This is a genomic window from Streptomyces sp. NBC_00885 (genome assembly GCF_045207475.1).
GTDB lineage: Bacteria > Actinomycetota > Actinomycetes > Streptomycetales > Streptomycetaceae > Streptomyces.
In genome coordinates, this window is record NZ_CP108796.1 from 3,734,371 (window position 1) to 3,760,138 (window position 25,768).

General features: G+C 66.7%; 26 protein-coding genes. 14 read left to right on the plus strand and 12 right to left on the minus strand.

Annotated features, from left to right (window positions below):
• Positions 1-59: 59 nt before the first annotated feature.
• The 9 genes from OHA61_RS16815 to OHA61_RS16855 all read right to left on the minus strand — a co-directional run bounded on the left by OHA61_RS16815 (position 60) and on the right by OHA61_RS16855 (position 7,066).
• The gene (locus OHA61_RS16815) at positions 60-950 is read right to left on the minus strand and encodes an aminoglycoside phosphotransferase family protein (protein WP_406303696.1); all 891 of its coding nucleotides are present in this window, start codon (positions 948-950) and stop codon (positions 60-62) included.
• A gap of 126 nt (positions 951-1,076) precedes the next feature.
• Complete coding sequence (locus tag OHA61_RS16820) at positions 1,077-1,577, minus strand: helix-turn-helix transcriptional regulator (protein ID WP_406303697.1); 501 nt, start codon at positions 1,575-1,577, stop codon at positions 1,077-1,079.
• A 73-nt stretch (positions 1,578-1,650) separates the two neighbouring features.
• Complete coding sequence (locus OHA61_RS16825) at positions 1,651-2,886, minus strand: cytochrome P450 (protein WP_406303698.1); 1,236 nt, start codon at positions 2,884-2,886, stop codon at positions 1,651-1,653.
• Positions 2,796-4,103 carry a cytochrome P450 gene (locus OHA61_RS16830; RefSeq protein ID WP_406303699.1) on the minus strand — a complete coding sequence of 436 codons (1,308 nt, stop codon included), beginning with the start codon at positions 4,101-4,103 and terminating at the stop codon, positions 2,796-2,798. Before OHA61_RS16830 ends, OHA61_RS16825 begins: the two co-directional genes overlap by 91 nt.
• Positions 4,100-4,699 (minus strand): GTP-binding protein, encoded by a 600-nt coding sequence (locus OHA61_RS16835; protein ID WP_406303700.1) that lies wholly within the window; start codon positions 4,697-4,699, stop codon positions 4,100-4,102. The genes OHA61_RS16830 and OHA61_RS16835 overlap by 4 nt, the downstream gene beginning before the upstream one ends.
• Positions 4,677-4,952, minus strand: coding sequence for a DUF742 domain-containing protein (locus OHA61_RS16840; RefSeq protein ID WP_406303701.1), 276 nt, complete (start codon positions 4,950-4,952; stop codon positions 4,677-4,679). Before OHA61_RS16840 ends, OHA61_RS16835 begins: the two co-directional genes overlap by 23 nt.
• Before the next feature lie 77 nt (positions 4,953-5,029).
• On the minus strand, positions 5,030-5,455 hold the full coding sequence (locus tag OHA61_RS16845; protein ID WP_406303702.1) for a roadblock/LC7 domain-containing protein: 426 nt from the start codon (positions 5,453-5,455) through the stop codon (positions 5,030-5,032).
• Positions 5,452-6,777: an ATP-binding protein gene (locus tag OHA61_RS16850; RefSeq protein WP_406303703.1), complete on the minus strand. Its 1,326-nt coding sequence runs from the start codon at positions 6,775-6,777 to the stop codon at positions 5,452-5,454. Before OHA61_RS16850 ends, OHA61_RS16845 begins: the two co-directional genes overlap by 4 nt.
• A gap of 94 nt (positions 6,778-6,871) precedes the next feature.
• Positions 6,872-7,066, minus strand: coding sequence for a hypothetical protein (locus OHA61_RS16855; RefSeq protein ID WP_406303704.1), 195 nt, complete (start codon positions 7,064-7,066; stop codon positions 6,872-6,874).
• Between the two features lie 248 nt (positions 7,067-7,314).
• Here OHA61_RS16855 and OHA61_RS16860 point away from each other — a divergent pair, with 248 nt between their 5' ends.
• On the plus strand, positions 7,315-7,467 hold the full coding sequence (locus OHA61_RS16860; RefSeq protein ID WP_406303705.1) for a hypothetical protein: 153 nt from the start codon (positions 7,315-7,317) through the stop codon (positions 7,465-7,467).
• A 751-nt stretch (positions 7,468-8,218) separates the two neighbouring features.
• On the opposite strand, the gene OHA61_RS16865 is transcribed toward OHA61_RS16860, so the two are convergent.
• Positions 8,219-9,457 (minus strand): helix-turn-helix domain-containing protein, encoded by a 1,239-nt coding sequence (locus OHA61_RS16865; protein ID WP_406303706.1) that lies wholly within the window; start codon positions 9,455-9,457, stop codon positions 8,219-8,221.
• 424 nt (positions 9,458-9,881) lie between these two features.
• Between OHA61_RS16865 and OHA61_RS16870 the strand changes: the two genes are divergently transcribed.
• On the plus strand, positions 9,882-10,604 hold the full coding sequence (locus OHA61_RS16870; RefSeq protein ID WP_406303707.1) for an HAD family hydrolase: 723 nt from the start codon (positions 9,882-9,884) through the stop codon (positions 10,602-10,604).
• Here OHA61_RS16870 and OHA61_RS16875 read toward each other — a convergent pair.
• Both OHA61_RS16875 and OHA61_RS16880 read right to left on the minus strand, forming a co-directional pair.
• The gene (locus OHA61_RS16875; protein WP_406303708.1) at positions 10,601-11,557 is read right to left on the minus strand and encodes an FAD-dependent oxidoreductase; all 957 of its coding nucleotides are present in this window, start codon (positions 11,555-11,557) and stop codon (positions 10,601-10,603) included. The two genes, OHA61_RS16870 and OHA61_RS16875, sit on opposite strands and share 4 nt — an antisense overlap.
• On the minus strand, positions 11,554-13,014 hold the full coding sequence (locus OHA61_RS16880; protein WP_406303709.1) for a carph-isopro domain-containing protein: 1,461 nt from the start codon (positions 13,012-13,014) through the stop codon (positions 11,554-11,556). Before OHA61_RS16880 ends, OHA61_RS16875 begins: the two co-directional genes overlap by 4 nt.
• Positions 13,015-13,550: 536 nt before the next feature.
• Here OHA61_RS16880 and OHA61_RS16885 point away from each other — a divergent pair.
• From OHA61_RS16885 to OHA61_RS16940, 12 genes are all read left to right on the plus strand, one after another.
• Positions 13,551-14,876, plus strand: coding sequence for a glycosyltransferase family 4 protein (locus OHA61_RS16885; RefSeq protein WP_406303710.1), 1,326 nt, complete (start codon positions 13,551-13,553; stop codon positions 14,874-14,876).
• 2 nt (positions 14,877-14,878) lie between these two features.
• Positions 14,879-15,868, plus strand: a complete 990-nt coding sequence (locus OHA61_RS16890; RefSeq protein WP_406303711.1) for a D-2-hydroxyacid dehydrogenase — start codon at positions 14,879-14,881, stop codon at positions 15,866-15,868.
• Positions 15,858-16,769, plus strand: coding sequence for a radical SAM protein (locus OHA61_RS16895; RefSeq protein ID WP_406303712.1), 912 nt, complete (start codon positions 15,858-15,860; stop codon positions 16,767-16,769). Before OHA61_RS16890 ends, OHA61_RS16895 begins: the two co-directional genes overlap by 11 nt.
• Positions 16,770-16,904: 135 nt before the next feature.
• On the plus strand, positions 16,905-18,542 hold the full coding sequence (gene istA / locus OHA61_RS16900) for an IS21 family transposase (protein ID WP_406307239.1): 1,638 nt from the start codon (positions 16,905-16,907) through the stop codon (positions 18,540-18,542).
• Entirely contained in the window at positions 18,539-19,336 is a 798-nt protein-coding gene (gene istB, locus OHA61_RS16905) for an IS21-like element helper ATPase IstB (RefSeq protein WP_406301087.1), read from the plus strand. Before istA ends, istB begins: the two co-directional genes overlap by 4 nt.
• 61 nt (positions 19,337-19,397) lie before the next feature.
• Positions 19,398-20,117 (plus strand): leucine-rich repeat domain-containing protein, encoded by a 720-nt coding sequence (locus OHA61_RS16910; RefSeq protein WP_406301088.1) that lies wholly within the window; start codon positions 19,398-19,400, stop codon positions 20,115-20,117.
• A 147-nt stretch (positions 20,118-20,264) separates the two neighbouring features.
• Positions 20,265-20,471: a hypothetical protein gene (locus OHA61_RS16915; RefSeq protein WP_406303713.1), complete on the plus strand. Its 207-nt coding sequence runs from the start codon at positions 20,265-20,267 to the stop codon at positions 20,469-20,471.
• Positions 20,468-21,568 carry a hypothetical protein gene (locus OHA61_RS16920; RefSeq protein ID WP_406303714.1) on the plus strand — a complete coding sequence of 367 codons (1,101 nt, stop codon included), beginning with the start codon at positions 20,468-20,470 and terminating at the stop codon, positions 21,566-21,568. The genes OHA61_RS16915 and OHA61_RS16920 overlap by 4 nt, the downstream gene beginning before the upstream one ends.
• A gap of 17 nt (positions 21,569-21,585) precedes the next feature.
• A complete protein-coding gene (locus OHA61_RS16925) occupies positions 21,586-22,410 on the plus strand; it encodes a radical SAM protein (protein WP_406303715.1) in 825 nt (274 codons plus the stop codon).
• Positions 22,411-22,433: 23 nt separating this feature from the next.
• Positions 22,434-24,161, plus strand: a complete 1,728-nt coding sequence (locus tag OHA61_RS16930) for a carbamoyltransferase C-terminal domain-containing protein (protein WP_406303716.1) — start codon at positions 22,434-22,436, stop codon at positions 24,159-24,161.
• Positions 24,158-24,769 (plus strand): HD domain-containing protein, encoded by a 612-nt coding sequence (locus tag OHA61_RS16935; RefSeq protein WP_406303717.1) that lies wholly within the window; start codon positions 24,158-24,160, stop codon positions 24,767-24,769. The genes OHA61_RS16930 and OHA61_RS16935 overlap by 4 nt, the downstream gene beginning before the upstream one ends.
• Positions 24,766-25,758, plus strand: coding sequence for a glycosyltransferase (locus tag OHA61_RS16940; RefSeq protein WP_406303718.1), 993 nt, complete (start codon positions 24,766-24,768; stop codon positions 25,756-25,758). The genes OHA61_RS16935 and OHA61_RS16940 overlap by 4 nt, the downstream gene beginning before the upstream one ends.
• Positions 25,759-25,768: the final 10 nt, after the last annotated feature.

Below are 25,768 nucleotides of genomic sequence, written 5' to 3' on the forward strand. Positions count from 1 at the left end.
GGGCAGCCCATACCTCCCGGCGAGGACCTCAGCCGGATACTCGGCGACGGCCACGGCGGTCACCGAGTCCCGAAGCGGCGGCTGGGGCCGGAACGCTGAGCGCGGAGGTTCTCCAGCATGGTGTGGGCGGCGTCCACGGTTTCCACGTCGCGATGTTCAAGGCCCCACTTCAGGGCACTGACCACGTCCAGGGCCCCGTACGCGGCGCAGGCGTGAAGCTCTTCGGGCGTGAGTTGACGGCCGTGGCCGTCGTAGAAGGCTTCGCGGAGTTTGGGGCGCGCGGGAAGGATCCGCAGTTCAAGGCGGGGCAGGTCACGACGCACGGCGGGCTCGATGCAGGTCCGCTCGAAGTCGATCAGCCGCAGCAGCCGTTCGGACGCATCCCAAATCCAGTTCCGTGGCTGGAAGTCGGCATGCGACACCACCGACGGCGCAGCGGGAGGGCGCTCCCGGGTGAGGCCGCGCAAGAGCGCGACGTCAGGCGACTGCAGGTACAGCGTCGCGTCGCTGAGCATTTTCTCGACGTCCGCTGCCCATTCCTGCTCGCTCGGCTCGACAGCCGTCCCCACGTGGGCGGAGTTCAGGAGAGCCAGCAGATATCCGGCCTGCTGGAATGCCGCCAGCTCCTGCTGGGTATCCAGCGGATGGTCGCGGACGCTGCGACCCGCGACGCGTGTGATCACTATGGCGCGTGCCTCGGCGTCGGCGGCCGCGAGGGTGGGGGCCCGGCCCGCGCCGAGTGCGGCCGTCCACCGCTGGTATGCCTCGACCTCCCGGCGGTGCCCTTTGGGACCCGCATGGCGCTTGACGAACCACCGCTTCCCGTCGCTGCCCTGTACCTCCCAGACCCCGGGGCGGTCTGGACCGGGCCAGGAATGCTCGGCGATGACATGGAAATCTCCGGCCACCGAGGCCGTGAGGTGGCGGACCCTGTCGGGGATGTCGGTCACGTCCGTGCGCCTTTCCGTTCGCCGAGGCAGCCAGTGAAGCCACCATGCGTGACTGGCTGATCACGACAGGTTTCATGCGTGAGGGAGTAGCTTGACAAGGGCCACTGACAACGCGGCCCGAGCTCGTCATCTGCGGGCCGGGACGGGGAGAATCACTCCTGAGGTCATGTCGGTCAGGGATGCGTCGAGCACGGCGTAGGCCCAGCCGAGCGTCACCAGGTGAGGGGCGTTGCGCGCCTCTACGCACTCGCGCAGGGACCTGATCCGCCGCAGCGCGTCGTCGTGTGTGATGGTCGCCTGCTCCGCCATGTCCTGCGCGCTGGCGCCGGTGGCGACCATCCGCCACGTCCAGGTCTCCACGTCCGAGAACGTCCCCGGCGGCGTGGCCAGGTCGGGGCGCGGGATCTGTTCGGTGACGTAACAGGCGTGCACCAGGGGCGCGCGGCCGCTCACGCCGAGCTTTCGGCCGCAGTGCCCCAGGTGCGCGCTGACGGTGCCAATCGCGATTCCGAGATCCGAGGCGATCTGATCAGTGCTGCGGCCGTCCGCGACCTTTTCGGCGATCCGCGCCTGGCCAGGTGTCAGTGACAGCAGAGTCGTCGGTGGACGGGCTGGCTGTGAGCTCACGAAGATCGGACATCCTTTCAAGGAACGCGTGGGTGAATCGGCTTGGCCATGAAGCTGGTAGCGCGGTGCAGGCTCAGGAGGCCTGCTTGCCCGGTGTCAGATGGACGGGTAGGGACTGGAACCCGTTGGCGATAAAGGACTCCACGGGCTGGAGGTCCTGTGGTGCTCCGGCGAGCGTGAGGTCGGGGAATCGCTCGAAGAGGGCCGGAAGGGCAATGCGGGCTTCGAGCCGTGCCAGGGGAGCGCCGACGCAGAGGTGTGCTCCGTGGCCGAAGGCGAGATGGTCCCGGGTGGGCCGGGTGATGTCGAAGTCGGCGGCGTCCTGGCCGTGGTACTCGAGGTCACGGCCGGCAGCGGCGTAGGCGACCAGGATGGCTTCGCCCTTGGTGATCGTCTGCCCGTCGGGCAGGGGGATGTCGTCGACGGCGTAGCGCAGCGGCAGGCTGGCGACGCTCGGCGCCCAGCGCAGGGTTTCCTCGATGACGTCGTTCCAGGAGGCAACTCCCGTGCGAAGGCGGTGGAGTTGTTTGCGGTGGGTGAGCAGGGCGTGCACCGCGTTGCCTATGAGGTTGACGGTGGTTTCGAAGCCGGCGGCGATGACGAGCAGCAGGGTGTAGAGGAGTTCCTCCTCGCTCAGGCGGTCGCCGTCATCGTCGCGGGTGGAGATAAGGACGCTGGTCATGTCGTCGCCGGGGTGCGTGCGCTTGAGCTGGATCAGCTCGCCGAGCTGGGTATGGATGTCCTGCCAGGTCTTCGCGGATTCTTCCGGGGTGACAGTGGTGTCGAAGATGCGCTCAATCAGCTGCGCTGTGCGGGGCCGGAGTTCGACGGGGAGACCGAAGAGCTCGCAGATGACCTGCATCGGCAGCGGGTGCGCGTACCCCGCGCGCAGGTCGACGGGCTGGTCGCCCGGGGCTGCGGCGAGGATGTCGAGGTGCTGGGTGGAGATCTGCTCGATGCGGGGGGCGAGGGCCTCGGTGCGGCGGGCGGTGAACGCCGGGGCAACCAGTTTCCGCAGTCGCCGGTGGTTCGTGCCGTATGCGGTGAACATGTTGACCACGCCGACCCATGTGTATAGCCAGGAATCCGGGGTGATCTCGCCGCGCTGGAAGACGGGCCAGTGCCGTGTGGGGTCCTTGCTCACGCGGTCGTCGGTGAGCAGGTCTTTGATCAGGGGGTGGCTGGTGATGGCCCAGGCGGGATAGCCGCCCGGCAGCATCACGCGGGCTGCGGGGCCGATGGCTCGGAGACGTTCGGCTTCGCCCTGGATGTCGCGTCCGGTCGGGTCGATGAGGAGGGGCTGGTCCATGGGGTGACTCCTGCATGGTCGCGGGTGATGGGGGTGAAACGGGCGGGGAGCTGGGCCAGGGCACGGTGGGAGAATCCGTCCCGCCAGGTCAGCTGGTGGCGGGGCACGGTGAGTTCGAGGTCGCACAGGTGACTGGTGAGCCGCTCGATCGCGGCCGTGGCGATGAGCAGTGCGGGCTGCTTGACCGGGCAGGCGTGAGGGCCAGCGGCCCAGGCGAGGTGTGCGCCGCCGTCCGTGCGCTCCGTGTTCTCGGGGTGCCCGTCGGGCTGGGTGTTCGCCGCGTGGTAGGAGACGAGGACGAGCTGGTTGGCCTGGATCCAGGTGCCGTGGAAGCGGACGTTGCGGCGGGGGAAGTGCGCACTGTAGTTCGCCATCGGAGGTTCGTTGCGCAGGACGTCGTTGATGGCATCGCGGGCGGTGAGAGCCCCGCTGGACAGCGTGCTGTAGTAGTCCGGGTTGGACAGCATCCTTGAGAGCGCGTTGGAGATCAGGTTCGTCGTCGGCTCGTGCCCGGCAGCCATTGTCAGCACGACCTGGTGGATGACCTCCTCCGGGTTCAGCCCGGCGGGGTGATCCATGATCCACGAGGTCAGGTCGTGCCCGCGCTCTTTCTGTTTGAGCGCGATCAGTTCCATGACGTACTGCTCGAAGTCCGCGTCCGCGGTGTTCGCCGACTCGGAGCCTGCGGTCTCGAACATGCCGGCAAGGGCAGCGACGAGGCGCGGGCCGTAGTGGTCGGGCATGCCGAACAGGGCGTTGAACAGCACCAGGGGAAGGGGGCGCGCGTACTGGGTGACCAGGTCGGCCTCGCCGGCGGCGGCGAATTCGCGGATGAGCACGTCCGCGGCCTGGGCAACCTGCTGACGCAGGTGGTGGGGCTCGATGAGGGAAAAGCTGTCCGTGATGACCGACCGGTACCGGGCGTGCACGTCGCCGTCGTTGAACAGTGCGTTGGGGCGGTGCTTCATCATCGGCAGGACTGGGCAGTCCGGTGGCAGCGTTTCCTGCCAGATACGGGGATCCTTCGACCACGTGTCGCTGTCGTGGAGGAGGTCGAGAGCGGCCCGGTAGTCGGTGACCAGGTAGGCGTGCACTCCAGGGCTGATCTCGACGGGAGCGAGATGCCCGTAGCGGCGGAGCCGTGCATAGACGGCATCCGGGTCGGCGGTGAAGTCCGGCCCGTACAGCGGCACCGGATCGGGCGTGTAGTAGGTCATGAAGCGTCCAGGGCTGAGTGGGCGACCAGGTGGGAGACGAGCGCGATGAGCGCGTCGATGGAGGAAACCCGATCGCGCGCGTCGCAGGTGACCAGCGGGGTCTCGGGCGCGAGATCGAGGTGTTCGCGCAGCACCGCGTGCGCATGCGCGGGCGCGTCGTCGAACGCGTTGACCGCGACCGCATACGGCAGCCCCCGTTCCTCGATCATGTCGATGACCTCGAAGGAGGCATCCAGGCGCCGCGTGTCGATGAGCACGAGGGCACCGAGAGCGCCGTGGGCGATGTCCTCCCACAGCGGCCGGAAACGCCGCTGGCCCGGGGTACCGAACAAGTAGAGGACGAGATCGCCGGGCAGCGTGCGGCGGCCGAAGTCGATGGCGACAGTCGTGGTGGTCTTGTTCCGCGCCCCGGCCAGATCGTCCACCGACGTGCTGGCCTGCGTCATCGTCTCTTCGGTGTGCAGCGGCACCGTCTCCGACAGCGCGTCGATCATGGTGGTCTTACCGACACCCAAAGGGCCGGCGACCAGGATCTTCACCAGCGTCTGCTCGGCACTTGCCAAGTACGTGGCGTTAACGGATGGCGCGGAGTCCATCAAGCACCCTCCCTAACAATTGCGAATCGTGCAGCTGGGCCGTGGGGATGGGGGCACGGGCACCGAGATGCCCGCCGTCGACGAGATCGGCCACCACCACACGGACCACGCTCACCGGCAGACCCAGGTACGCCGCGGCCTCGGCCAGCGACAACGCCCCACCGTGAACAAGCTCGGTCAGACGGCGCTGCGTCGGGCTCAGCCCCTCCGGCACCTGCGAACTGGTTGCGCTGAGAAGGGTCAGACGGTCCAAGGTGTTGCGGGTCGGTTGGCTTCGACCCGTTGTCGCAAGGTAGGCGGGCACCAGGCGCCTGCTGCCGCGTCGGCTCGTCATGCCGGTGTGCCGGAGTCCCGGGCCTGTGAGGTCATGACCTTGTCCCCGAGGGTCGCGACCTGGATCTGCATGTGGTGCGCGACGATCCCCATGTCGACCTCCCGCTCGGCGAACACGGCGAGGACGGTGTTCTCGCCTGCCGGCATCGCGAATACGAAGCCCGATGTCGTGTCGATGACGATCTGTCGCAGCTGGGTGCCTGCATCAGCCGACAGCGAGATGGCCACCGTGCGGGCCGCGCCCTGGAGAGCGGACATCATCGCCGAAGCGCCCTCCCTGGCCTCCCGGCCAAGACTCGGGGAGGCGCCTTGGACCAAGCCGTCGGCAGACAGCACGAGTGCGTGAACGATCTTCGGCAGGACGAGAAGAGGCTCCAGCACCCAGGACATGTCCTTGCTCACGGGGCGCTTGGCGGTAGTCATTGGTGAGTCCCTTCACTGTGGTCGAGGTGGACGGCTGCGCGGCCCGACGCAGTGCCGGCCTGGAAGGCGCTCCACGTCGCCTCCGCCTCCTCCGGCGTACGCGCGGGCTCCGGTGGAGCCGCGGGGGCATCAGCGGTGGGTTGGGGATGACGTCGGCGACGGCGAGGCAATTCGCCGTCAGCCGTATCGGCTGCGGGCTGTGGAGCTTGAAGCGGGGTCCCGGCGGCCGCCGGAGCGGCTGTACGAGGCAGCGGCGCCATCGCTGACATGGGATGGGCCTGCTCATCGAGCAGCGTCAGCAGATGGGCGGGGATGAACACGACGGCGCGTACCCCGCCATACGGTGCTGGCTTGTCGACGGATACGGAGAAGCTGTACTTCTGCGTCAAGCGGCCGATGGTGGCGAACCCGGACCGCGGTGGGTCACCGAGCGTCGTCAGCAGAATGGCCTGCTGCCCGGTCAGCAGGCGGGTGGCGAACTCGACCTCGTCCGGGTGCATGCCCACCCCGGCGTCATCGATGACGACACACACCCCGGCCTGGACCTGGTGGAGGCTGACGTCGATGGACAACGAGCCGTGGGAATGGTGGACGGCGTTGGCGAGAAGCTCGGCCACGGCGATCGCGACGGGCTCAACGGCTCGGGCCACCACGGCGACCGGATTGGTCAGCTGACTGGTGACCTGGACCCGGTGGTAGCCGCGGATGCGGGACTGGGCGCCGATGACAACGTCACCCAGATGCGAATCCGCCCGGGTCAACCCTGGCCACGCCCCGCACAGCACGCCGGTCGCCTGAATACGACGCAAGTTCTGCTCGTTGAGATGATCCAGCTCAAGGAGCTCTCCCGCGATGTCCGGGCTGTCGTAGTGGTGCTGCATCGCGGCGATCTTCGACTGGATCTGGTAGCTCTGAGCCTGGATGACCGTGGTTGCACCCCGCATGACGGTCTGCGCTGCCTCGTCCACACGCTGCCGCTCAGCAGCGACGGCCTGGGCCAACTGGTCCATGACGCCCCGATGAGCCACGTCGATCCCCGTACCGGCGAACGCAGGGTGAAGGAGACCGGGAATCGGGATATGTCGGTGAGCAAGGTGAGTGACCAGGGCGGGCAGCCGGTCCTGGACCAGATGCTGGGTCTCCTCTTCCAGCGCCAGTCGGCGGTCCTCCAGACGCGCCTGCCGCTGGAGGGCGGTGTTGCGTTCCCGCCGCAGACTCACTGCCAAGCGGCGGGCTCGGACGAGGAGCGGTGCAGCGACGAGAGTGGAGGCGGTCGCACCCACGGCCAGGACCGTGGGGAGTGCGTCCGGTATCGAGCTCATCAAGGGTCCTCAGTAGGGGGAAGGGAGTACAGGGGCCGCGTGCAGCGCGGAGGCAGGACGGGCGTCGCGTTGGGCTTCTGCCTCAGCGACTTGTCTAGAATTTGATCCCGCTGATCATTCGGGCCACGCTCGTCGTCGCCTCCGAGATCGTCGGCGCGATCGACGAGCTGGCCAGGTAGAAGCCCAGGAGGAGACACACGATCGCTGGCCCCGGCTTCAAGGACTTGCTCCGGATCAGCACGACGACGATGACGGCGAGAAGTACGACCGCGGAGATGCTCAGCGACATCAGGCCACCCTGCTTCCGCAGAAGACCGCATACCTTGCAGATCGTGCGAGGGCGAGATGATGGTGGAGATCGGCGCTGTCGGTGACGTCGTATGCAACTTCAGGCGGCAGCAGCCATACGCGACAGCAGTTGCTTCGAGACCCCTGCTGCCAGGGCGGGTCACATTCCACCGTGCTGGGCCGGCACGACGTCTGAGGAGCCTGCCACCGCTGGGCTGTGTGTGCCTCGACCGGGATGTGAATGCGCAGATGGGCCAGACAGCACGCCGCAGGGCCAACCATCCGCTCGGTCCTGCGTATTTCCTCCAGCGCGCGGAGGCCAATGCCGAGTCCTGCCTGCACGACGTCCACATTTCGAAGGTGCAGGAGCCCGTCGAAGTGTGGGTGCTCCAAAAGCTGTAAGTTCCAGGGCAATTCGGTGCCTGCGAGGGACATGAGGGCTCCGTGGAAGGACTGCGGGAACGGGGCGTGAGGAGGTCTGGTCGGGCCAGGCGAGGGTGTTCTGGCGGCTCCGAGTTACGGGAGCGATGTGTTGATGGACTGAGTCCGTGCGGGCCCAGAATCAGCCGACGGATGGACTGCCGAGGATTGCGGGTCCGCCCTACGCGGATGCTGCCTCCGCTGGCCCCTGACGCTCTCGGCGCGCCTTGCTCAAAGCCCTTCGCAGTGCCGCGGGTTGGGTGAGCAACCTTGGGGTGCTGGGCAGCTTGTGCCAGTGAAGTCCGGGGGGTTCAGTCTTGTCCGCCTGCGGAACAAGGACGTGACACTTCGTCCCCAGGGCAACGGTTCCAGGCTCGGTCCAGTCCGCAGCGGTCCCCGAGGGTACGAGGAAGTAGAGACGGGGCTCCGGGCCTTCAGGCTCGAGAATTACAGGGCCGATCGGATCGCCGGCATCGGTGAGGATCTCCATCGCTCGGAGGCCGGTGGCCTCGACTGCGCGAATGGCGTCCCACCACATGCCTGTGGCACACAGGTCGGGTTCATCACCGATGGGCATCCATCGGGGCAGAGGGGCGGATGCTCTCGGGTCGGCATCGGGCATCATGCGAATGGTCTCCCCACAACTGGTTGTGAGAAGACCATTTCATTCTGCAAGCTCCGTGAGCGGACAGACTGTACGTGGGATTCCTCAGCGAAACCCCTTGACGTATCGTCAGGCCGTGGTAAATCCCGCCCAACTCCCGAACGTGGAAAGTTCGTTGGAGGGGTGCGTCTCCAGACGCAATAGGGCGGAGGTCGTCTCACGGACCGATGGATGGAACCTGACGTGATTCGGTGCCACCTTGCGCGCCCGCTGAAGGTCGGCGAAGGCTCCTGTCCTGTCCCCTACGGTGAGCTTCGCCGAAGCCACATCGATGAAGTGGTGGCTTGACCGTTCGCCAACGGTCACAGCAGGCGGCATCCACTCCCCGCCAGAGGAAGGCCCCCACTCTGCAAGCCGTGCCAGGGCCTGCTCCGTGTCGCCCATGTCGATCATCGCGTGCACTTCATGGATGCGGATGTTCGTCGGCCCGAAGGAGGTCTCGTAGGCGAGGGAATCGCGGTTGCCGGCGAACCTGGCCACATCTTTGGATTCCTGCAGGTAGGCATTGGCTCGGTCCGCGTTGTTCTCCCGCGCCTCCACCACGGCGAGCTTCAGGAGGAGAGCGCCGTCAACCGCGAGAGCGTCGTCGGTGAAGGAGCGTTCGGGCTGGAGCCGCTCCAGCTCCCCCCTCAGGGCCAGGAGCTTGCGGCGCGCGGGGGAGTAGGCGCCTTGGCGAAGCATGGCGCCCGCAACCAGGTAGCCGGCAGTGATCTGCATCAGAGGGTCACGTGAACGGTCGGCGGCCCACCGCACTCGCTCCAGCGCGGTATTGGACAGGTCATGGTGGCCCATCTTGTGCGCGAGAGAGTTCACGGCGCGGTAGGCGCGGGCCAGGTGCCAGAAGGCCTTGGTCTGATCACCGTTGCGACCCTCGAGAGCGAGGTGCGTCAACTCAGTGATGATGGGCGGCAAGAGCGGCCCCATGGGGGCATAGCGTGCGTCTCGCCGCAGGGCGGATACCTGGTCGACCTCGGAGGCGAGGACGGGGAGGGAGCGCGGCCTGATCTCCGCCTCGTCGGGGGTGTCGTAGCAGAGCATGATCCGCCGCAGCTCGGGGATTACGGCGTGGACGCCGTCCTCGGCCTCGGGTTCGCCGTAGTACGGCTGCCCTGTGAGTACTTCGGGGCCGAAGTGCAGTGCCTTCGCGAGCGCCAGGATCAGCGATGGCGAAGCCTTCCGCGCGCCAGACTCCAACTTTTGGAGGTAGCTGGGTGATATTGCAACCTTCTGTGCCAGTTGGGCGGCAGAGAGCTTCCGTGTCCTGCGAGCGATACGGAGACGGTCTCCCAGCGTCAGGTTTTCACTCATCGGTGGATCGGTCCCTTCGCGATGAAGCACTCGGATCAGAGTACGGATAATGTCTGAGCCTGCGCCCCTGGTCGCCAACTGTTAACAGTGCCGATGGCATCGCGACCGCGGCGTGAAGCTGTAGAACGGGCCGGAGATTCCCCGCGGCTCCCCCTAAGGCCTCTGACCGGGTGGCTGAAGTGCGGCATATTGTGACGATGCGGGCGTAGGGTGAGTAGGAGTATCGCTCTCTGGTCAAGAGGTGCGCGACGAACTACCTACGGACAGATTGTCCGCGTGGTTCTTTCAGGTGCTTGAAACCCGTGTTTGCCCCTCGGTTGCAGACGGTAGCCAAGTGCCTGCATCACATCATCGACAGGTGTGGAACCACGTACTCTCGCGGCCACAGGGCGCTGCCGCCCTTGTCGAAGGCAAGGAGTCAGGAGTGGCTGAAGCCGAACGGTCCCTCGTGCTGTGGGACATCGACCGCACGCTGCTGTACGTCGGCGAGATCGATCGGCAGGTCTACCGCGAGACCTTTGCAGAGATCGTCGGGTACCCGGTCGAGCATCTGCCGGCCCCCGGCACGGGCGTCACGATGCCCCTGGCTATCCGTGCGATGCTCATGGACAACGGCGTTCCTGAAGGCCGGGTGCCGGAGCTGCTGCCTCTCATGATCGAGCTTCTGCCGAAGCGACTGGCTGCGCACACGGCAGACCTTCGGCAACAGGGAAAGCTCATGCCAGGAGCTGTCGCTGCTCTGAGGGCGGTACGGGACCGGGCAGATCTCGTACCGACCGTGGTCACCGGAAATCTCAAGGCAAACGCCGTGTTGAAGCTCGGAGCCTTCGACCTCGAGTCGTTCGTGGATACCGAGATCGGCGGGTACGCGTCCGATGACTACCATCGCCCTTCACTCGTCGGCATCGCGCAGAAGAGAGCACAGGCCAAGTACGGCGTCTCCTTCGGCCACTCCAACTCAGTGATCATCGGAGACTCGTTGGAAGATGTACGTACCGGCAGGGACGGAGGCGACGTCCCCGTCATCGGCATCGCATCCGGTACCACGTCAGCAGCGGAACTCGAACGAGCCGGCGCGGACGTCGTTCTTCGGACTCTGGAAGACGTTGAGGGGCTGGAGACCGCGATCACGGAGCTCCTCTCCTAACCGGTGGCAGTCACCAGCTGGACGATCTCCTGAGCGCAGCCCCACGACAGCGTGACGCCGGAACCGCCATGGCCGTAGTTGTGGAGCACCGGGACTCCATCACCGCGGCTGTCTGCCTCGACTCGCACCGCGGAGCGTGTTGGCCGTGCTCCGACTCGGGACGCGACGACAGGAGCCTTCGCCAGCCGAGGTTCGACTGCTGCGCACCGCTCGACGATCGCCCTTGCCGCGACGGGATCCTCCCGGAGACTCGCCTCGCCGTCGATCGCTGTGCCCCCGAGAACCACCGTCTCGCCGTGCGGGTAAATGCAGACGAGATCGGGCGACAGACCCGTGTCCTCGGAGAAGAACTCCGTGATGCCGGGATTCTTCACGACCACGTGCTCGCCGCGAATTGGTCGCACACTGTCATCCGCGGCGAGCTCGCCAGCGCCCAGCCCGGCGCAGTTCACGATCACGGACCCGTCGTCGATCTCGTCGAGCGAACTGACGAACTGCCGCTGCATCGTGCCTCCTGCCTCCCGGAACCGCTGCAGCAGGTACTGGAGGTAGACGGGCATGTCGATGAGAGGAACCGTGAAGCGATAGCCGCCCTCGAACCCGGTCGGCAGTTCGCCAGGAGAGCACTTACGGAAGTCGGGCAGCAAAGTGCTCCACTCCGGGGCGGTCACCGCGTTCCGGGCAGCTTCGACGCCGCTGACCATCCGAACGCCGGTCGCAGGGTCGCCTGACAGCCCTCGAAAGACGTCGAGAGAGACAAGGCTCCACCGACGCACCTTCGACCACGGTTCAACCAGGTAAGGGCCCCACATTGCGCCCGCGGCCACCGACGTCGGGCCGGGAATCTCTGCTGCCACCAGGTGTACGGGCAAGCCTGCTTCGAGGAGTGCCACCCCTGTCGTCAGGCCCGTGACGCCTCCGCCAACAATGACGATCTTGCCGGTTGTGGTCATGCTCCGACCGTATCCGGAGGCCCCGCGGCCGAACCCGCGTATTTCGCCAGTTGCTCCTCGAGCTCGGGCAGGAGAGTGCCGACGTGTGGGTTTCTCTGCTTGCGACGCAGTTCGACAGCCAGTTGCCGAAGGAGCGCGGCACTCCGGGGCGAGCGCACGGTCGCGAGCCTGGAAGCAGCCGTTCTGGCGATGTCGCAGGCCCGTTCCAGTTCGCCTGAGGCGCTGTACCCCAGGGCGAGCCATGCCCCTTCGAAGAGCGCCCTGCGTTGGCTTGGGTCTCCTCTCTCTGCGCCGTGCGCTCCTGTCTCCAGAAGTGCCTCTCCCCGGCGCACGAAACTCCGACCGACGGAGCGGCCTCCCTGGTACAGAGCAGAGCGACCCAAGCCGATCAACGAGTATCCAGCCTGGCACTCCAGGTGGTTGGGAGTCAGGAAGTACATCCACCGGGGCTCGAGTTCGGTATCCGACCGCTGCTCGATCAACTCACGGGCCAGTCCGCTTGTCCGCTCGAAGTCCACGCTACGGCCGGCCGTCGCATACCCGTGGGCCAGGCGCGAGAGCACCGAAGCACGCACACCCGCGGTCCCTCCCTCGCTCGCGCGACGGGCGGCCTCGCCCAGGGCGATCGCGTCGGCAGGATGCTGGCGGGTAGCCGCCTGGAAGGACATGTCGGCCAGGATGTGGGCGCACAGCGCACGGTCGTTGACCTGGTGAGCAGCGCGCAGTGCGGTGACGAAGTACCGCTGAGCGAGACCGTGGTCTGCCGAGTCGAAGGCCATCCAACCGGCGAGCTGTCCGATCTCGGCCAAGGCGCGAATGAGTCGCGTGGTGGCTGTGTCCGAGTGAGCACCTTCGTGTAGCAGGAGACCGACTGCTCTGAACTGGGCTCCGACGTAGGGAAGATGACGAGCACCGCCGTTCTCGTCGTCGAGAAGCTGCAGCAGGGGGAGGTTCTGCTCGACCTGGGTGACGAGCGGGTCTGCATGTCCTTCGTCGGCGATTCTCGGGCCGAACGCCCCGCGGCCGGCCGTTCCGTCCAGGTAGTGGGAAACCGCAGCGAGCAGTCCGGACCCCGAGATGGCCAGAAAGCGGCGTCGATCGAGCAACCCACCGAGCACCCAGTCCTCCACAATGCGACCGAGCCCTTGGACGTTCCAGGAGTGTCCCAGGCTCGCATCTGCGGCTATAAACATGGGCGCATCTGCTGCTTTGCCCTGCCAGAGCTGTTCGACGGAGATGACGCGGCCCCTTTCCTGCGACAGGACGTACGCCGCCATCGCCGGCAGGGGAGAACGAGGAACGCCCCCCGCGTCCCGCCAGTGGTACGGCGCGGACTCGGCGACGGTCCCCACCCCGAACACGCGGTTCAGCTTGCGTGCAAGCAACTTGGGGGTCCAGCCGAGTTCGTCCAGACAGACCGACAGGACCTCGTTGCGCCTCTCGGGTGCCTTCGGCATGCCGTACCACTCCTGGACTGTCCTACTCGCGGTCCGTACCTCGCGCTCAGGCATTCCCAGGCTTCACCAAGATCGTGCAACACCCTTGCTAGTTGACCCAGTTGACCGATCTATCGCCTCCTCTGGCCACCGGTGTGTCCGGTGTTCTGGAAGTCGAGCGGGTCGACCGTCGGGGCCCAGGACTGAGGAGCGTGTCGTGAAAGCTCGGGCCCAGGAACGGAAGCGCCGCGGGGATGGCCAAGGTACGTCTCGATCGATCCCTGCTGACGTAAATCCACCGCCCGAAAACGTCCGCGTCCGTCAACTCGCCATCAGACAAACCCTGTTGACGTCAAGGGTCCGTCGTCGAATTCCTACGGACAGTTTGTCCGCTCGCCGCGCTCGCCCAGTGGAATCGTCTCTTCACGCTCCGTCGCACAGAGCTTCCGATGGACCACACCACGCACACGCGATCCAGGCAACTCCCCCTGCCCTAGCCACCGCTCCCGCACTGGAGGCGTCCCCTCATGGCAGCCCATCAACCCAGTTCACAGCGCGTGATTCACGTTCCGACCGGCGATGCGATCCCCCTCCAGCGGCAAAGCAGCACAGGGGAAGTCGTCAGGCCGGCGTTAGGCACGACTCAGCCGAAGATCGCCGTCGCGCTGCATGACGGCTACTACGGCTGCACGTCGGGCACGGGCTTCAGCAACCGCGCGTTCCTCGACGTACTCACGCGGACACTGCCCCCGGGACGCCTCCTGATCACGCCCGTTCACATTCCACGCTCCGACCCCAGCTACGACCCGGCATGGGTGGCGGAGACGGAGAGGATCGTGCAGCGAGCCGAGGCCGAGGTCGTTCCGGTTCCAGGCGGTCGCGCGGCGACTGCTGCCGTCGCAGGCTGCGAATCCCTGTGTGAGCGCGTGATGGAAGTCGCTCGGGACCGCCTTGCTCGTACGCCTATGGCTCAACTGATCGGCCTGGACATCCCCTTCCTCGGTCTCGGGCTGCATCGAGGCACCGACGATCCGTTCGGTCTCCTTCTCGTGCCCCGGTCAACGAGCGAACTCGCCTCGCCCGAGGACCGACGGCGTATCCGCTGGGAACACAGGGGGCTGGCCACAGGTGTGAGCGGCGGCGCGCGCGTCGCTGCCATCTCGCACCACATGCGCGGCCACCTTGAGCAGGTCTACGACGTCCCGCGGCACGCAGTCGTCGACCTCCCCAACGGCCTGCTCCTGAGTGACCACGAAGACCTCCCCTTTGCTCCGCTGCCGCCACGAGCCAGAGCGGGCTTCCTGCTGGCCATGGGCCGGGCAGTGGAGTGCAAGGGCTTCGAAGACCTGCTGGAAGCCCTCCGCCTCCTCGATGTGCAGGGGACACGGCTGCCGCACCTTGTGCTGGCAGCCACGACGCACACGGAAGATCTCACCGACTACCAGCGACAGCTCCAGGCGATGGTCCGTGACTACGCGATCGACGCAACGTTTCTGCCGCGGTTCTCGCCCCTGTACCGCTCGTGGCTGCGCAGCCCAGCTCTCCGTGCCGTGGTGGTGCCCTCCCGTGCCGAGCCGTTCGGGAGGATCCCTCTCGAAGCATTCGCCTCGGGGGCGGCGCCGGTGATCGCGACGCGGGCGGGCGGACTCACGGAGACCGTCGTCGACGGGGTAACCGGATTCACGGCAGAGGCCCGTGACCCCATGGACCTCGCTCGTGCGGTCAGCCAGGCCCTTCACATCAGCAGCGGAGAGCGTGAGCAGATGCGTGCTCGCAGCAGGGCTCTGCTCATGGCGCGGCACGACTACGAGGCCACGATCCGCTCCTACCTGCGCCAGTACACCCCTTGGGCAATGGCCCTCAGCGCCGCTGAGAGGAGTTGAGCGTGACAACCACCGTGCTTGTCTCCCTCAACTCGCCGTACGGCTTCTGGCAGTTCTCCAACCGACATGCGGAACAACTACGGTCCGCGTTCCCCAGCGTCCGCTTCCGCCTCGCCGAGGAGCACGACGTCCCTGTCGAGATCCACGCCGCAGATGTCTATTTCGGCTGGGCCTTCGACACGGAATGGCTGAAACCCCCGACACGGCTGCGCTGGACGGCCACCCCGTCCGCCGGCGTCGATCACTGGCCGGTGGCCACGCTCCAAGCTGCGGGCATCATGCTCACCCGCGGGTACGGCTACCACGGTCAACCGATGACAGAGCACGCGATCGGCCTGCTCCTCGGCTTCTCGCGTGGCCTGTTCGAGAGCAGCAGACTTCAAATCCGGTCCGTCTGGTGGAAGGACGACCTCGCCGGCAGCTTCTTTGACCTGTACGGACAAACCCTCACGATCGTCGGCTGCGGCTGTGTCGGCATCCGCCTCGCCGAGGTCGCACAGGCCCTCGGCATGCACGTCATCGGCGTGCGACGCGAACCCCCTCGCTCCGAACCCGGCGGGATCGAATGGGTGCCTGCGCATCGTGTTCACGAAGCACTCCCGCGCTCGCGCGCCGTCGTCAACCTGCTCCCCGCAACCGAGAAGACGCGCGGGTTCTTCGATGAGACCACCTTCAAGGCATGCGGTCCTGGGGCGGTCTTCATCAACCTTGGGCGGGCCAGCACCGTCGACCATGACGCGCTCCTGGGCGCACTCGACAGAGGCCATCTCGCCGGCGCCGCCCTCGACGTCCAGCCGCACAAGCCGCCTGCGCTCGACGATCGGCTCCGCCATCATCCGCGGATCGTGCTCACGCCGAAGAGCGCGGTCTTCAGCCACGCGTACATGGACCAGGCGGTCGCCTTCTTCCGCGACAACTTTCGGCTTTTCCTGGCTGACCAGCCCCTCAACGGCGCTGTCACCCCAAGCAACGGAGGGTCACATGACCACTGAGCGGCATCTGTCCAAGGCCGACCTGTTGCGGCAGTTCGCCGAGACCGGCCGGAACCACCCCTACCTGGCGTTCACCCTGAATTCGATCTGCAATCTCGACTGCGTCTTCTGTAAGCCGCGGTGCATGCCCGACTACGGACACAAGGACAAGACGCTCACCGTCTCCGACTACGCGGGCATCGCGAACGAAGCCGGGCTCTGGGGCATCCGCAAGGCGCACTGCTCGGGCGGCGAGCCGACACTGCGCGCGGACATCATCGACATCATCGGGGCGCTCTCCGACGGACTCGGCGACAACGCGACCGTCGGTATGACCAGCCACGGCAACCTGCGCCGCGGCCTGACCGTGGACGCGCTGCACGATGCCGGGCTCACGTACCTGAACATTAGCCTGCACAGCCTTGATCCCTCACGATCCTCCGAGATCATGGGCGGCGGCGATCCGCGCGTCTCCCGTGCCACGATCGACCGAGCACTCGAACTCGGCCTCAAGGTCAAGATCAACTGCGTGCTTCAGCGGTCCTACCTGGACGACGCCTTTGATGTCGCCGAACTCGCCAAGCAACTCCCCATTGCCGTCCGGCTGATCGAGCTGCAGCGCATCGGACCGGCGGAGGCGCTGTTCCCCACCGAGTTCGTGCCCGAAGCGGAGGTCCGCGAACACCTCCACACCTGGTTCGAGAAGGCCGGCGAGATCTCCCGAACCGAGCTGGGCGTGCGAAGCCCGGGACGATACCTGCAGCCGCCCGGCTGGGCCGGCTCCATCGGGTTCATCTCCAACTCCTCCTGCGCCACCTGCTCCGACGCCAACCGCATCAAGATCACACCCACCGGCATCGCCCGGCCCTGCATCCTCCACAACCGCGACATCCCCCTGAAACCTGGCTTTATTCACCAGTAGTGCCGTCGGTTGTTCACGGGTTTGGGAGGCACCCAGATCCACGGTCGGGTGATGTTCACGAGTTTTGACAGCGCTGAGGTACTTGCCAGGGCAGCATCGGGATGCTCCTGGTGAAAGGTCCTGGTCATGCCGCAGATGTCCAAGGTCGAGCTGTACGCGGCGATCCGGCGTGATCACCGTGCCGGCATGAAGATGCGCGAGCTTGAGCGCAAGTACAACGTGTCGTGGCGGACCGTGAAGAAGGCCGTGGACTCGGTCTGGCCAGAGCCGAGGAAGAAGCTGCCGCCGCGGCCGACCGCGCTGGATCCGTACAAGCCGGTGATCGACGAGATGCTGCTGACAGACCTCGACGCACCGCGCAAGCAGCGCCACACGATCACCCGGATCTTCCACCGGCTCGTCGAGGAGCACAGCGCCGACGTGTCCTACCAGATGGTCCGACGCTACGTCTCCGACCGGAAGCCGGAGATCCTCGCGGCCTCGGGCAAGGCTCCGGTGGAAGCGTTCGTGCCGCAGACCCACCTGCCGGGCCACGAGGCGGAGGTCGACTTCGGCGACGTGACGGTGCGCCTGGCCGGCGAGCTGGTGACCTGTTACCTGTTCTCGCTTCGCCTGTCCTACTCCGGCAAGGCCGTCCACCGGGTCTTCGCCTCCTGCGGTCAGGAAGCCTTCTTCGAAGGACACGTGCACGCGCTTCGCACGCTGGGCGGTGTTCCCCGGACCAAGATCCGCTACGACAACCTGAAGTCGGCCGTCGCCCAGGTGCTGGGACTGAGTCGGGCCCGGGTGGAGACCGACCGGTGGATCGCTTTCCGCTCGCACTTCAACATCGAGAGCTTCTACTGCCGCCCCGGCATCGAAGGCGCCCATGAGAAAGGCGGCGTCGAAGGAATGATCGGCTACTTCCGCCGCAACCACTTCACGCCGGTTCCGGAAGTCGACTCCCTGGCCGAGCTGAACGAGATGGTCGACCAGTGGGACCTGCATGACGGGCGCCGGAGGATCGGCTCGCGGCCTCGGACCGTTGACGAGTACTTCGCCGTCGAGCAGCCGCTGCTGATGCCGTTGCCTCAGGAGCCCTTCGAGACGGGCCGGCTGTTCACGCCGCGGGTTGACCGCTACAGCCAGATCAATGTCCGGACCAATCGCTACTCGGTCCCGACCCGCCTGATCGGCAAGCGGGTGCGGGTCGTTCTGCACGCCTCTCACCTGGTGGTTTACGACCGGAACGTGGAAGTTGCCCGGCACGAGAGGCTGATCGCGAAGGGCGGCTGCCGCCTGGACCTGGACCACTACCTTGAAGCCCTTATCCGCAAGCCCGGCGCGTTCCCCGGTGCCACGGCCCTCGAACAGGCCCGGTCAGCGGGCAAATTCACTCCGGTCCACGACGCCTGGTGGGCCCAGGCCCGCAAGATCCACGGCGAGCGGGACGGCACTCGGGCGCTGATCGAGGTCCTGCTGTTGAACCGGCACCTCTCCCACGAACACGTCGTCGCGGGCCTGGCTACCGCCCTGCGGGCCGGCGCCCTGACCGCCGACGCTGTCGCACTGGAGGCCCGCAAGGCTGCTCAGGCGGAGGACGAGCCGATCGTGGGTTCCTCCGTCCCGGGGCTGCCCGGCGAGACGCCGGCGACCGTTACGTCGTTGCACGAGTGGCGCCTCGCACACCTCCCGCCGGACACCCGACCGATGCCGTCGGTGACCCCCTATGACCAACTGCTCCGACGCCGCCGCACCAGCGGCGGCGACCGCCATGAGGGAGAAGCACAGTGACCACTCTGCCCCGCCAGCGAGGCTTGACCGAGCAGGCCGCCGACGCCGCGATCGACACCGCCTGCCGCCTGCTGCGGCTCCCGTCGATCCGCAACGAGTTCAACGAGATCGCCGACCGGGCGGTCAAGGACCAGATGACCTACCGCGGCTTCCTCGCCGAACTGCTGATGACCGAGTGCGACGACCGGGCCCGTCGCCGTTCGGAACGGCGAATCAAGGCAGCCGGCTTCCCGCGGGAGAAGTCCCTGCGTGCCTTCGACTTCGATGCCAACCCGAACATCGACGCCGCTACGATCCACACGCTGGCCAGCTGTGAATGGATCAAGAAGAGCCAGCCCCTCTGCCTGATCGGCGACTCCGGAACCGGCAAGTCGCACATGCTCATCGCCCTGGGCACCGAGGCGGCCATGAAGGGCTACCGCGTCCGTTACACGCTCGCCACGAAGCTGGTGAACGAGCTGGTCGAGGCCGCCGACGAGAAGCAGCTGAACAAGACCATTGCCCGCTACGGCCGCGTCGACCTGCTCTGCATCGACGAACTCGGCTACATGGAGCTCGACCGCCACGGCGCCGAACTCCTCTTCCAAGTGCTGACCGAGCGCGAGGAGAAGAACAGCGTCGCCATCGCCTCCAACGAGTCGTTCGGCGGCTGGACCAAGACCTTTACCGATCCACGCCTCTGTGCGGCCATCGTCGACCGCCTCACGTTCAACGGCACGATCATCGAGACCGGCACCGACTCCTACCGACTCGCCAGCACGCGCGCACGCACTGAGCATGCCGAGGCTGGCTGATCTCGTTCCGAAGCTCCGGGCGAGAATCAAGGCCAAGACCGCTGACGAAGGTGAGAAGGCCGTGAGGCACGCGTTGAACCTATGGCGTCAAGAACTCGGAGAAGTTCCCGACTCGGTCTGGCAACAGACCGAACTCCGCGTGCTGATCCTTGCCGACAACGGACTCACGGCCCTCCCACCGGAGATCGAACGACTGCACCGACTGACGACCCTGGACCTGGGCCACAACGCGCTCACGTCGATTCCCGACGAGCTGGGCAGGCTGACGGAGCTCAGCGACTGCCTCTACTTGCACGACAACCAACTGTCACGGATTCCGGACGCCGTGGGAAGGCTGACCAGGCTGCGATACCTCAACATCGGCGAGAACTCGCTCACGACCCTCCCCGAGGCCATAGGGGGGATGACCAGCCTCATCGAGTTCAGGGCACAGCACAACCGGCTGACCACGTTGCCCGACTCCATCGGCCGGCTCCGCAACCTGCGTGAGCTCTGGCTCCGAGGAAACACGATCGAGCATCTCCCGCCGTCAACTGCTGAACTGCACGAACTTCGTCACCTGGACCTGCGCGAGAACTCCGTGGCGGAGCTGCCGCCGTCACTGGCCAGCCTGCCGCGGCTGCGTCAGATCGACCTGCGGACCAACCGCCTCAGCCACTTGCCGGGCTGGCTCACTCTGCTTCCATCGCTGGAGAAGCTCGATCTGCGATGGAACGACATCGATCCGTCCCTCCCGCTGCTGACCGAACTCGAGCGACGGGGATGCGTCGTCTTGGCATGAGCAAGACGACACGCGATCTCACAGCAGTGCCGTCATTTCTCGTGAACATCCACGAGCAGGTTGATCATCAAGTGCTGCTGAAACTCGCCGACAAACGCTGCTGCTGAAGATGAACGAAGCCAGAAACCACACCTCGCGGACGGCACCATGGCCGACGCCTATGCCCACCTCTTCCGCGCCATGCTCGAACGCAACAGCAACGAAGCCTGGCAGGGCTTCCACTACGTCGACTACGACCTGCGCTGGGACCGACTCGAGCGGCCGCAAGGCGTGCCCGTCCTTCCCCTGCTGCCCGTGGCCAGCAGTACGGGCGGGGGCTGCTCGCTTCGCCGACCCGGAGGGGAGACCGAGTGACCACGGTCCGCCCCACCTCGTCGTACACGCAGCTCGGCGTCGTCTACGCCGAGCAGATGGCCACCCAAGGTGTCGCAGCAAGCATGCTCACGCACAAGTGGCAGGCCGGCGACCTCATCGCACCGCACTCGGACATCGACATCCGCGTCATCCTCGACCGAGCCCCCGACTCGTGGTGGGAGTGGAACGAGCAGCTGGCCGCTGCCCATCACCAGGCGGTACTCCTGGACCCGACCCACAGCCGACTGCTTGAACATCCGCCCGGATTCGCGTTCACCGCCAGTGAACTCGACCGGAACCTCGTCTCGCCGGCTGAAATCTCCACCTGGAGCCTGGCCACAGGCAACGCGACCACGCTCCAGCGGTGGAAGTCCCGTGCGCAGATGATGCCGTGGAGCCGTGCGGACGAGAGGTTCTATCGCGGGATCCTCGACGCACGGATCGGAGGCCGCTACGAGCTCGACAAGGACAGTACCGACAACGTCCACCACGACCTCGACGGCTACCGAAGGCACTGCGTCGCCTGGCACTACGTGGCGCCGTGCTGGTTCGCGTCCGCAGCCCTCGCCACGCGTACCCGCTGCCCCGGAAAGACCGCAGCCCTCAACCAGTGGCATCCCGGCGAACTCGAATCCCATGCTGAGGAGTTCCTCCGCTTGTCCACTGCCACCTCAGATCCAAGTCCTTCTCCCGCTCAGGTACTGCGTACAGCCCACGTCACTGTGGACGCCGTGCTCCGCCGCACACCGCCCCCCAGGCCGCTGCCCGAACCGCCGGGCACGAACACGGCAGCCTGGACCACCGCCGCGGGCATGCTCCGCGTACGCGTCGCGCGCTGGATCTACTACCTGACCCCTCCACCCGAGGCCGCGACCGGATACCTGATCGCCCGCGAGGAGAAGGAACTCCGCTCGGCACGGAAGACCCTGACCCGCCTCGCCGAACGAACCTCCGGTGATGACGCGCTGCTCCTGAAGGCCATGACGGCACTCCTGCCGCCAGGCCCGACCACGGCAAGCGCCCTTCGCGACCTTCTCGCCCTATGGAGTCGTCAGCGATCCGTCGTCGAAGACTTCCTTTCCGCCCACTCCGCGTGACCAAAGGGGGCTTTCCCATGGCGTCGTCCTCCGTGCTGCCCGTTACGCAAAGGACTCTCAAGACCGCGAAGATCAAGATCACAACCAAGTGCAACCGCCGCTGCGACTTCTGCATCTTCGCCGAAGGCGGCCAGGGCGAGAACATGCCGCTGGACACGTTCAATCAGGTCCTCGACCGCCTTGAGCAGATCCCATTCCGGCAGCTGCACATCAACGGCGGCGAACCCACCGTCCACCGCGACTTCGGCCAGCTCAGCAGCCTGGCGCGTGACCATTTCCCCGACCAGATCATGGTGCTCGGCTCCAACGCGATCACCCTGGCCCGCAACGAGCGCCTCCTCGAGGCGACCCTCGCGCACTACGACCAGGTCCTCATCGGCTGCGACGAAGAACACGACAACTACGACGAAGTCCACGCCATCGTCCCCGTACTTCGTGAAGCCGGAAAGACGGTCGTCATCAACAGCGTGCTGGAGGCCATCGCCCCGGACCGCCTCCAGGAGCTGGCCGAGCTGTGCGGCGAGCACGGAGCCATCCACGTCACCAACCACGTCCACCACATCGACGTCGGCCAGCCGGCCAACGCTCTCGGCGGGCTCTGCGACCGCAACGTCGACCAACACCTCATGATCGAGGTCGACGGCGACTGCTACCGGTGCTTCAACGCCATGGCCAAGAACGACAGCGAGTTCACAGTCTGGGACGACGACTTCGCCACCAAGGTCTTCGCGCCGCGCCGCAAGCACTACGACTTCTGCCTGAAGTGCCACGAGTACAAGGACTCGGGTCTCCAGGTCGTCCCCGCTCCCGCCGTCCCCGCCCGACGCACGGCTTCTGTCTGACCATCCTCGGCCCGGAGGTCCCCATGTCCGCAGTGCTCGGCCTGAACTTCCATCACGACACTTCCGCCTGCCTCATCGTCGACGGGCGTATCTACGCCGCCGAGGAGGAGCGATGGAGCGGCATCAAGCACAACCGCGCCACACGCAAGGGCATCCTCACCACCCCCACCCACGCCCTCGACTGGTGCCTCGAATCCGCTGGCGTCGCCCTCGACGACATCGACCACGTGTGGACCCCGTCCATGCGGCCCGCCCCCCGACACGGATCGTGGGCATCCGCAGAACAGGCAGAACTCGCCGCCATGCTTCCAGGGGCGCTCGGGAAGCGACTGAAACTGATCTCCCACCACACAGCGCACGTGCTCTCCGGCTACCTGCTCTCCGGTGAAGAACGCGCAGCCGGGCTTGTGATCGACGCGGGTGGTTCCGCCCTCGGCGCGGACATCGCCACCGGGCGCGAACGGATCACCGGCTACTCCCTGAGCCCGGACAGCATCGACCGCATCCACCAGGTCATACCGACCATCGCCCCCGGCCCTTCCGGGCCCGCGCGCACCCACCCTTCACTCGGCCACTTCTACCGCAACCTCGCGCTGCGAGTGATCCCGCCGGGCAACGAGGCCGAGGGCAGCATGATGGCCCTGGCGGCATTCGGCGACCCGGACCGCTACTACAAGGAACTCCGCGACCTCGTCCATCTCGGTGACGCCGGGCATGTGCACATCGCGGCACCGTGGGGCTCATACAACCCCGACGCCCCACTGCAGGTCGAAGACGCCGTGTGGACCGCGCAGTCCGCCGACTCGAAGCCGCTGGACGCGCGCGCTGACCTGGCCGCGGCGGCACAGCGGGTCTTCGCCGAAGCAGTCGTTCACGTGGCCCGCTACCTGCGGCATCTCACGGCTGCCCGCACCCTGGTCTTCTCCGGCGGCTGCGCGCTGAACTCCCACCTCAACGGGACGCTCGCCGAAGAATCCGGCTTCGAGAACCTATTCGTCGCCCCAGCTCCACACGACGCCGGCACCGCGGTCGGCGCCGCCCTCTACGCCTGGAACTACGTCCTCGGGCAACCCCTCCTGCCGACACCTGAGGACGCCGACTGGGGCCCGCTCCCCGGCACCCTGCCCAGTGGCGCCCTTGCGCGCGGCTACCGCAGCGTGTCCGGCCTCGGCGACCGACTAGTCCCCACGGTCGCCTCGCTCCTCGCGGACCACCACATCGTCGGTTGGGTACAGGGCGGTATGGAGTTCGGGCCGAGGGCCCTCGGCCACCGCTCGATCCTCGCCCACCCCGGCAAGGAAGCCACGAAGACCCGGCTGAACGCCCTCAAGCAGCGAGCCGACTTCCGCCCGCTGGCGCCGTTGGCGCTCGCCGAGGAAGCCGGCGCCTGGTTCCTCGGAAACGCCGACCCGTTCATGAACCGCGTTGTACGTGCCCGGCACTGCAAGTACGACCGCATGCCCGCGGTGGTCCACCAAGACGGAACCGCCCGCCTGCAGACCGTGAGCCGCAGCCACTCGGGAGTCCGCCCGCTCCTGGAGGAGTTCCACCGGCTCACCGGCGTGCCCGTGCTCCTCAACACCTCCCTGAACTTCAAGGGGATCCCCATCCTCCGCACCGCCGAACAGGCCGTTGACGCCGCGGTCCAGCTCGGCCTCGACGCCCTGGCTGTCGAGGACACGCTGGTCCTAGCCCCGCACGTGCAGATCGACACAGTCCTGTCGGCCGCTTCCGGAACGGATCGCACATGACCAACACCTCCGCCGTGACGGACGAACTCGGCTTCAAGGACTGGCCGGAGCCCGAACGCGAGCGAGGCCGGCACGCCACGGCCCTCGCCGTAACGATCTACGCCGGTCATGTCCGAGACCAGGGCACGCCCTACATCAAGCACCCGCTGCGCGTCGTAACCATCCTGAGGAACGAACTCGGCGTCGCCGACCCCGACTTGCTCATCCTCGGCCTGCTGCACGACGCCTTGGAGATCTCCCCGTCGGCTGCGCCCCTCATCGAATCCGGCCTGGGCAGAGCCTTCGCACAGCGGCTGCGTTCCATGACCCCCGACCACCGGCTGGAGCGGCGCCCCAAGCAGCCCCAAGACGCAGACGCCTGGCACAGCAAGATCCAGGCCCTCGGGCCGGAAGAGCTGCTCGTCCGGCTCGCCGACCGCATCGACAACCTGCGCGACCTGCGGCACTCGCCGGACCCAGCCCGCCGGGCACGCTTCCTCGGCAGCCTGACCCGCACCTACCTGCCGCTCGCTGCGGAGTCCCGCGACATGAGTGCGCCACTGCGGGCTGCGTGCGAGTTGCTCACTGCCGAGCATCAGCAGCATGCGGAGGCGGAGGCGGCCACATGAAACCGGTCATCCACTCCATGTCGCCACAAGGCCGCACCGGAGGCCGGGTCTATCTCCGCATGATCCACGAGGTCACCGCCGACCGGATCGACTGGCGTACGGTGCCGGACTACAAACGGACCTACGCCGTCCGCCGAGGACGGAAGCTGCGCCATCTCGCCCGCCTCGGACCTCACATCCGCGACCTCAGGGCCGAGCCGGGCACGTTCCTCTGGGACGACCTCAGCATCCTGCTGTTCACGCCAGAAATGCGGGCCCGGACCGTCTTCGTCTTCCACCACTACGAACCGCTGCAGTTCGACTCCTGGCCGCTCGAACCGCTGCTGTGGCGCAGACTCTTCGCGGTCCTGGCCCAATGCCGCGCGGTCGTGTGTGTCGCCCCGTCCTGGGCGGCCTTCCTCCGGGCCCGCGGTGTGCGCAACGTCCAGGTGATCTACAACGCCTTCGACCTCACCGAGATCGACAAGGTACGCACCATGGACCCAGCCGACTGCAAGGCCCAGTTTGGTCTCCCAAGAGACGAGATCTCTGTGTACGCCGGCAAAGCCGTGCACTGGAAGGGCATCGACACGGTTGCCGCCGCTATCGAGGGCACGCCTGGACTCCACCTCGTGACGACCGGCAGTAACACCGTCGGCTCCCCGGGGCGCCACTTCGACCTGCCGCGCCCTCAGTACCTCGAGCTGCTGCGGGCCTGCGACGTCGGGGTCTTCACACCGCGTATGAAGGAAGGGTGGAGCCGGTGCGCCGCAGAGGCGCTGCTCCTCGGTGTGCCCTGCCTCATCCAGCCCATCGCCGGACTCGGTGACCTCGCGAACCTCAGCACACAGCCGTCCCCGGATCTGCATCGGCTGGCCCAACAGATACGGGAGCGGGCGGACACACCACCGGACGAGTCGAAGGCCGTGTACGAGACGCTGGCCCGCTTTGACACGACGTACTTCCGCGATGCCTGGTCCCGCCTCCTCACACCGGCGACGGGACCTTGATCACGATCCG

What these genes read in the sequence shown, in the direction of transcription:
- istA (WP_406307239.1), top strand. Translation starts at nt 16,905, where the DNA reads ATGTCCAAGGTCGAGCTGTACGCGGCGATCCGGCGTGATCACCGTGCC.
- OHA61_RS16875 (WP_406303708.1), bottom strand. Translation starts at nt 11,557, where the DNA reads ATGACCACAACCGGCAAGATCGTCATTGTTGGCGGAGGCGTCACGGGC.
- OHA61_RS16880 (WP_406303709.1), bottom strand. Translation starts at nt 13,014, where the DNA reads ATGCCGAAGGCACCCGAGAGGCGCAACGAGGTCCTGTCGGTCTGTCTG.
- OHA61_RS16935 (WP_406303717.1), top strand. Translation starts at nt 24,158, where the DNA reads ATGACCAACACCTCCGCCGTGACGGACGAACTCGGCTTCAAGGACTGG.
- OHA61_RS16860 (WP_406303705.1), top strand. Translation starts at nt 7,315, where the DNA reads ATGGGCCAGACAGCACGCCGCAGGGCCAACCATCCGCTCGGTCCTGCG.
- OHA61_RS16930 (WP_406303716.1), top strand. Translation starts at nt 22,434, where the DNA reads ATGTCCGCAGTGCTCGGCCTGAACTTCCATCACGACACTTCCGCCTGC.
- OHA61_RS16895 (WP_406303712.1), top strand. Translation starts at nt 15,858, where the DNA reads ATGACCACTGAGCGGCATCTGTCCAAGGCCGACCTGTTGCGGCAGTTC.
- OHA61_RS16835 (WP_406303700.1), bottom strand. Translation starts at nt 4,699, where the DNA reads ATGGACTCCGCGCCATCCGTTAACGCCACGTACTTGGCAAGTGCCGAG.
- OHA61_RS16845 (WP_406303702.1), bottom strand. Translation starts at nt 5,455, where the DNA reads ATGACTACCGCCAAGCGCCCCGTGAGCAAGGACATGTCCTGGGTGCTG.
- OHA61_RS16855 (WP_406303704.1), bottom strand. Translation starts at nt 7,066, where the DNA reads ATGTCGCTGAGCATCTCCGCGGTCGTACTTCTCGCCGTCATCGTCGTC.
- OHA61_RS16850 (WP_406303703.1), bottom strand. Translation starts at nt 6,777, where the DNA reads ATGAGCTCGATACCGGACGCACTCCCCACGGTCCTGGCCGTGGGTGCG.
- OHA61_RS16925 (WP_406303715.1), top strand. Translation starts at nt 21,586, where the DNA reads ATGGCGTCGTCCTCCGTGCTGCCCGTTACGCAAAGGACTCTCAAGACC.
- OHA61_RS16940 (WP_406303718.1), top strand. Translation starts at nt 24,766, where the DNA reads ATGAAACCGGTCATCCACTCCATGTCGCCACAAGGCCGCACCGGAGGC.
- OHA61_RS16825 (WP_406303698.1), bottom strand. Translation starts at nt 2,886, where the DNA reads ATGGACCAGCCCCTCCTCATCGACCCGACCGGACGCGACATCCAGGGC.
- OHA61_RS16915 (WP_406303713.1), top strand. Translation starts at nt 20,265, where the DNA reads ATGGCCGACGCCTATGCCCACCTCTTCCGCGCCATGCTCGAACGCAAC.
- OHA61_RS16865 (WP_406303706.1), bottom strand. Translation starts at nt 9,457, where the DNA reads ATGAGTGAAAACCTGACGCTGGGAGACCGTCTCCGTATCGCTCGCAGG.
- OHA61_RS16830 (WP_406303699.1), bottom strand. Translation starts at nt 4,103, where the DNA reads ATGACCTACTACACGCCCGATCCGGTGCCGCTGTACGGGCCGGACTTC.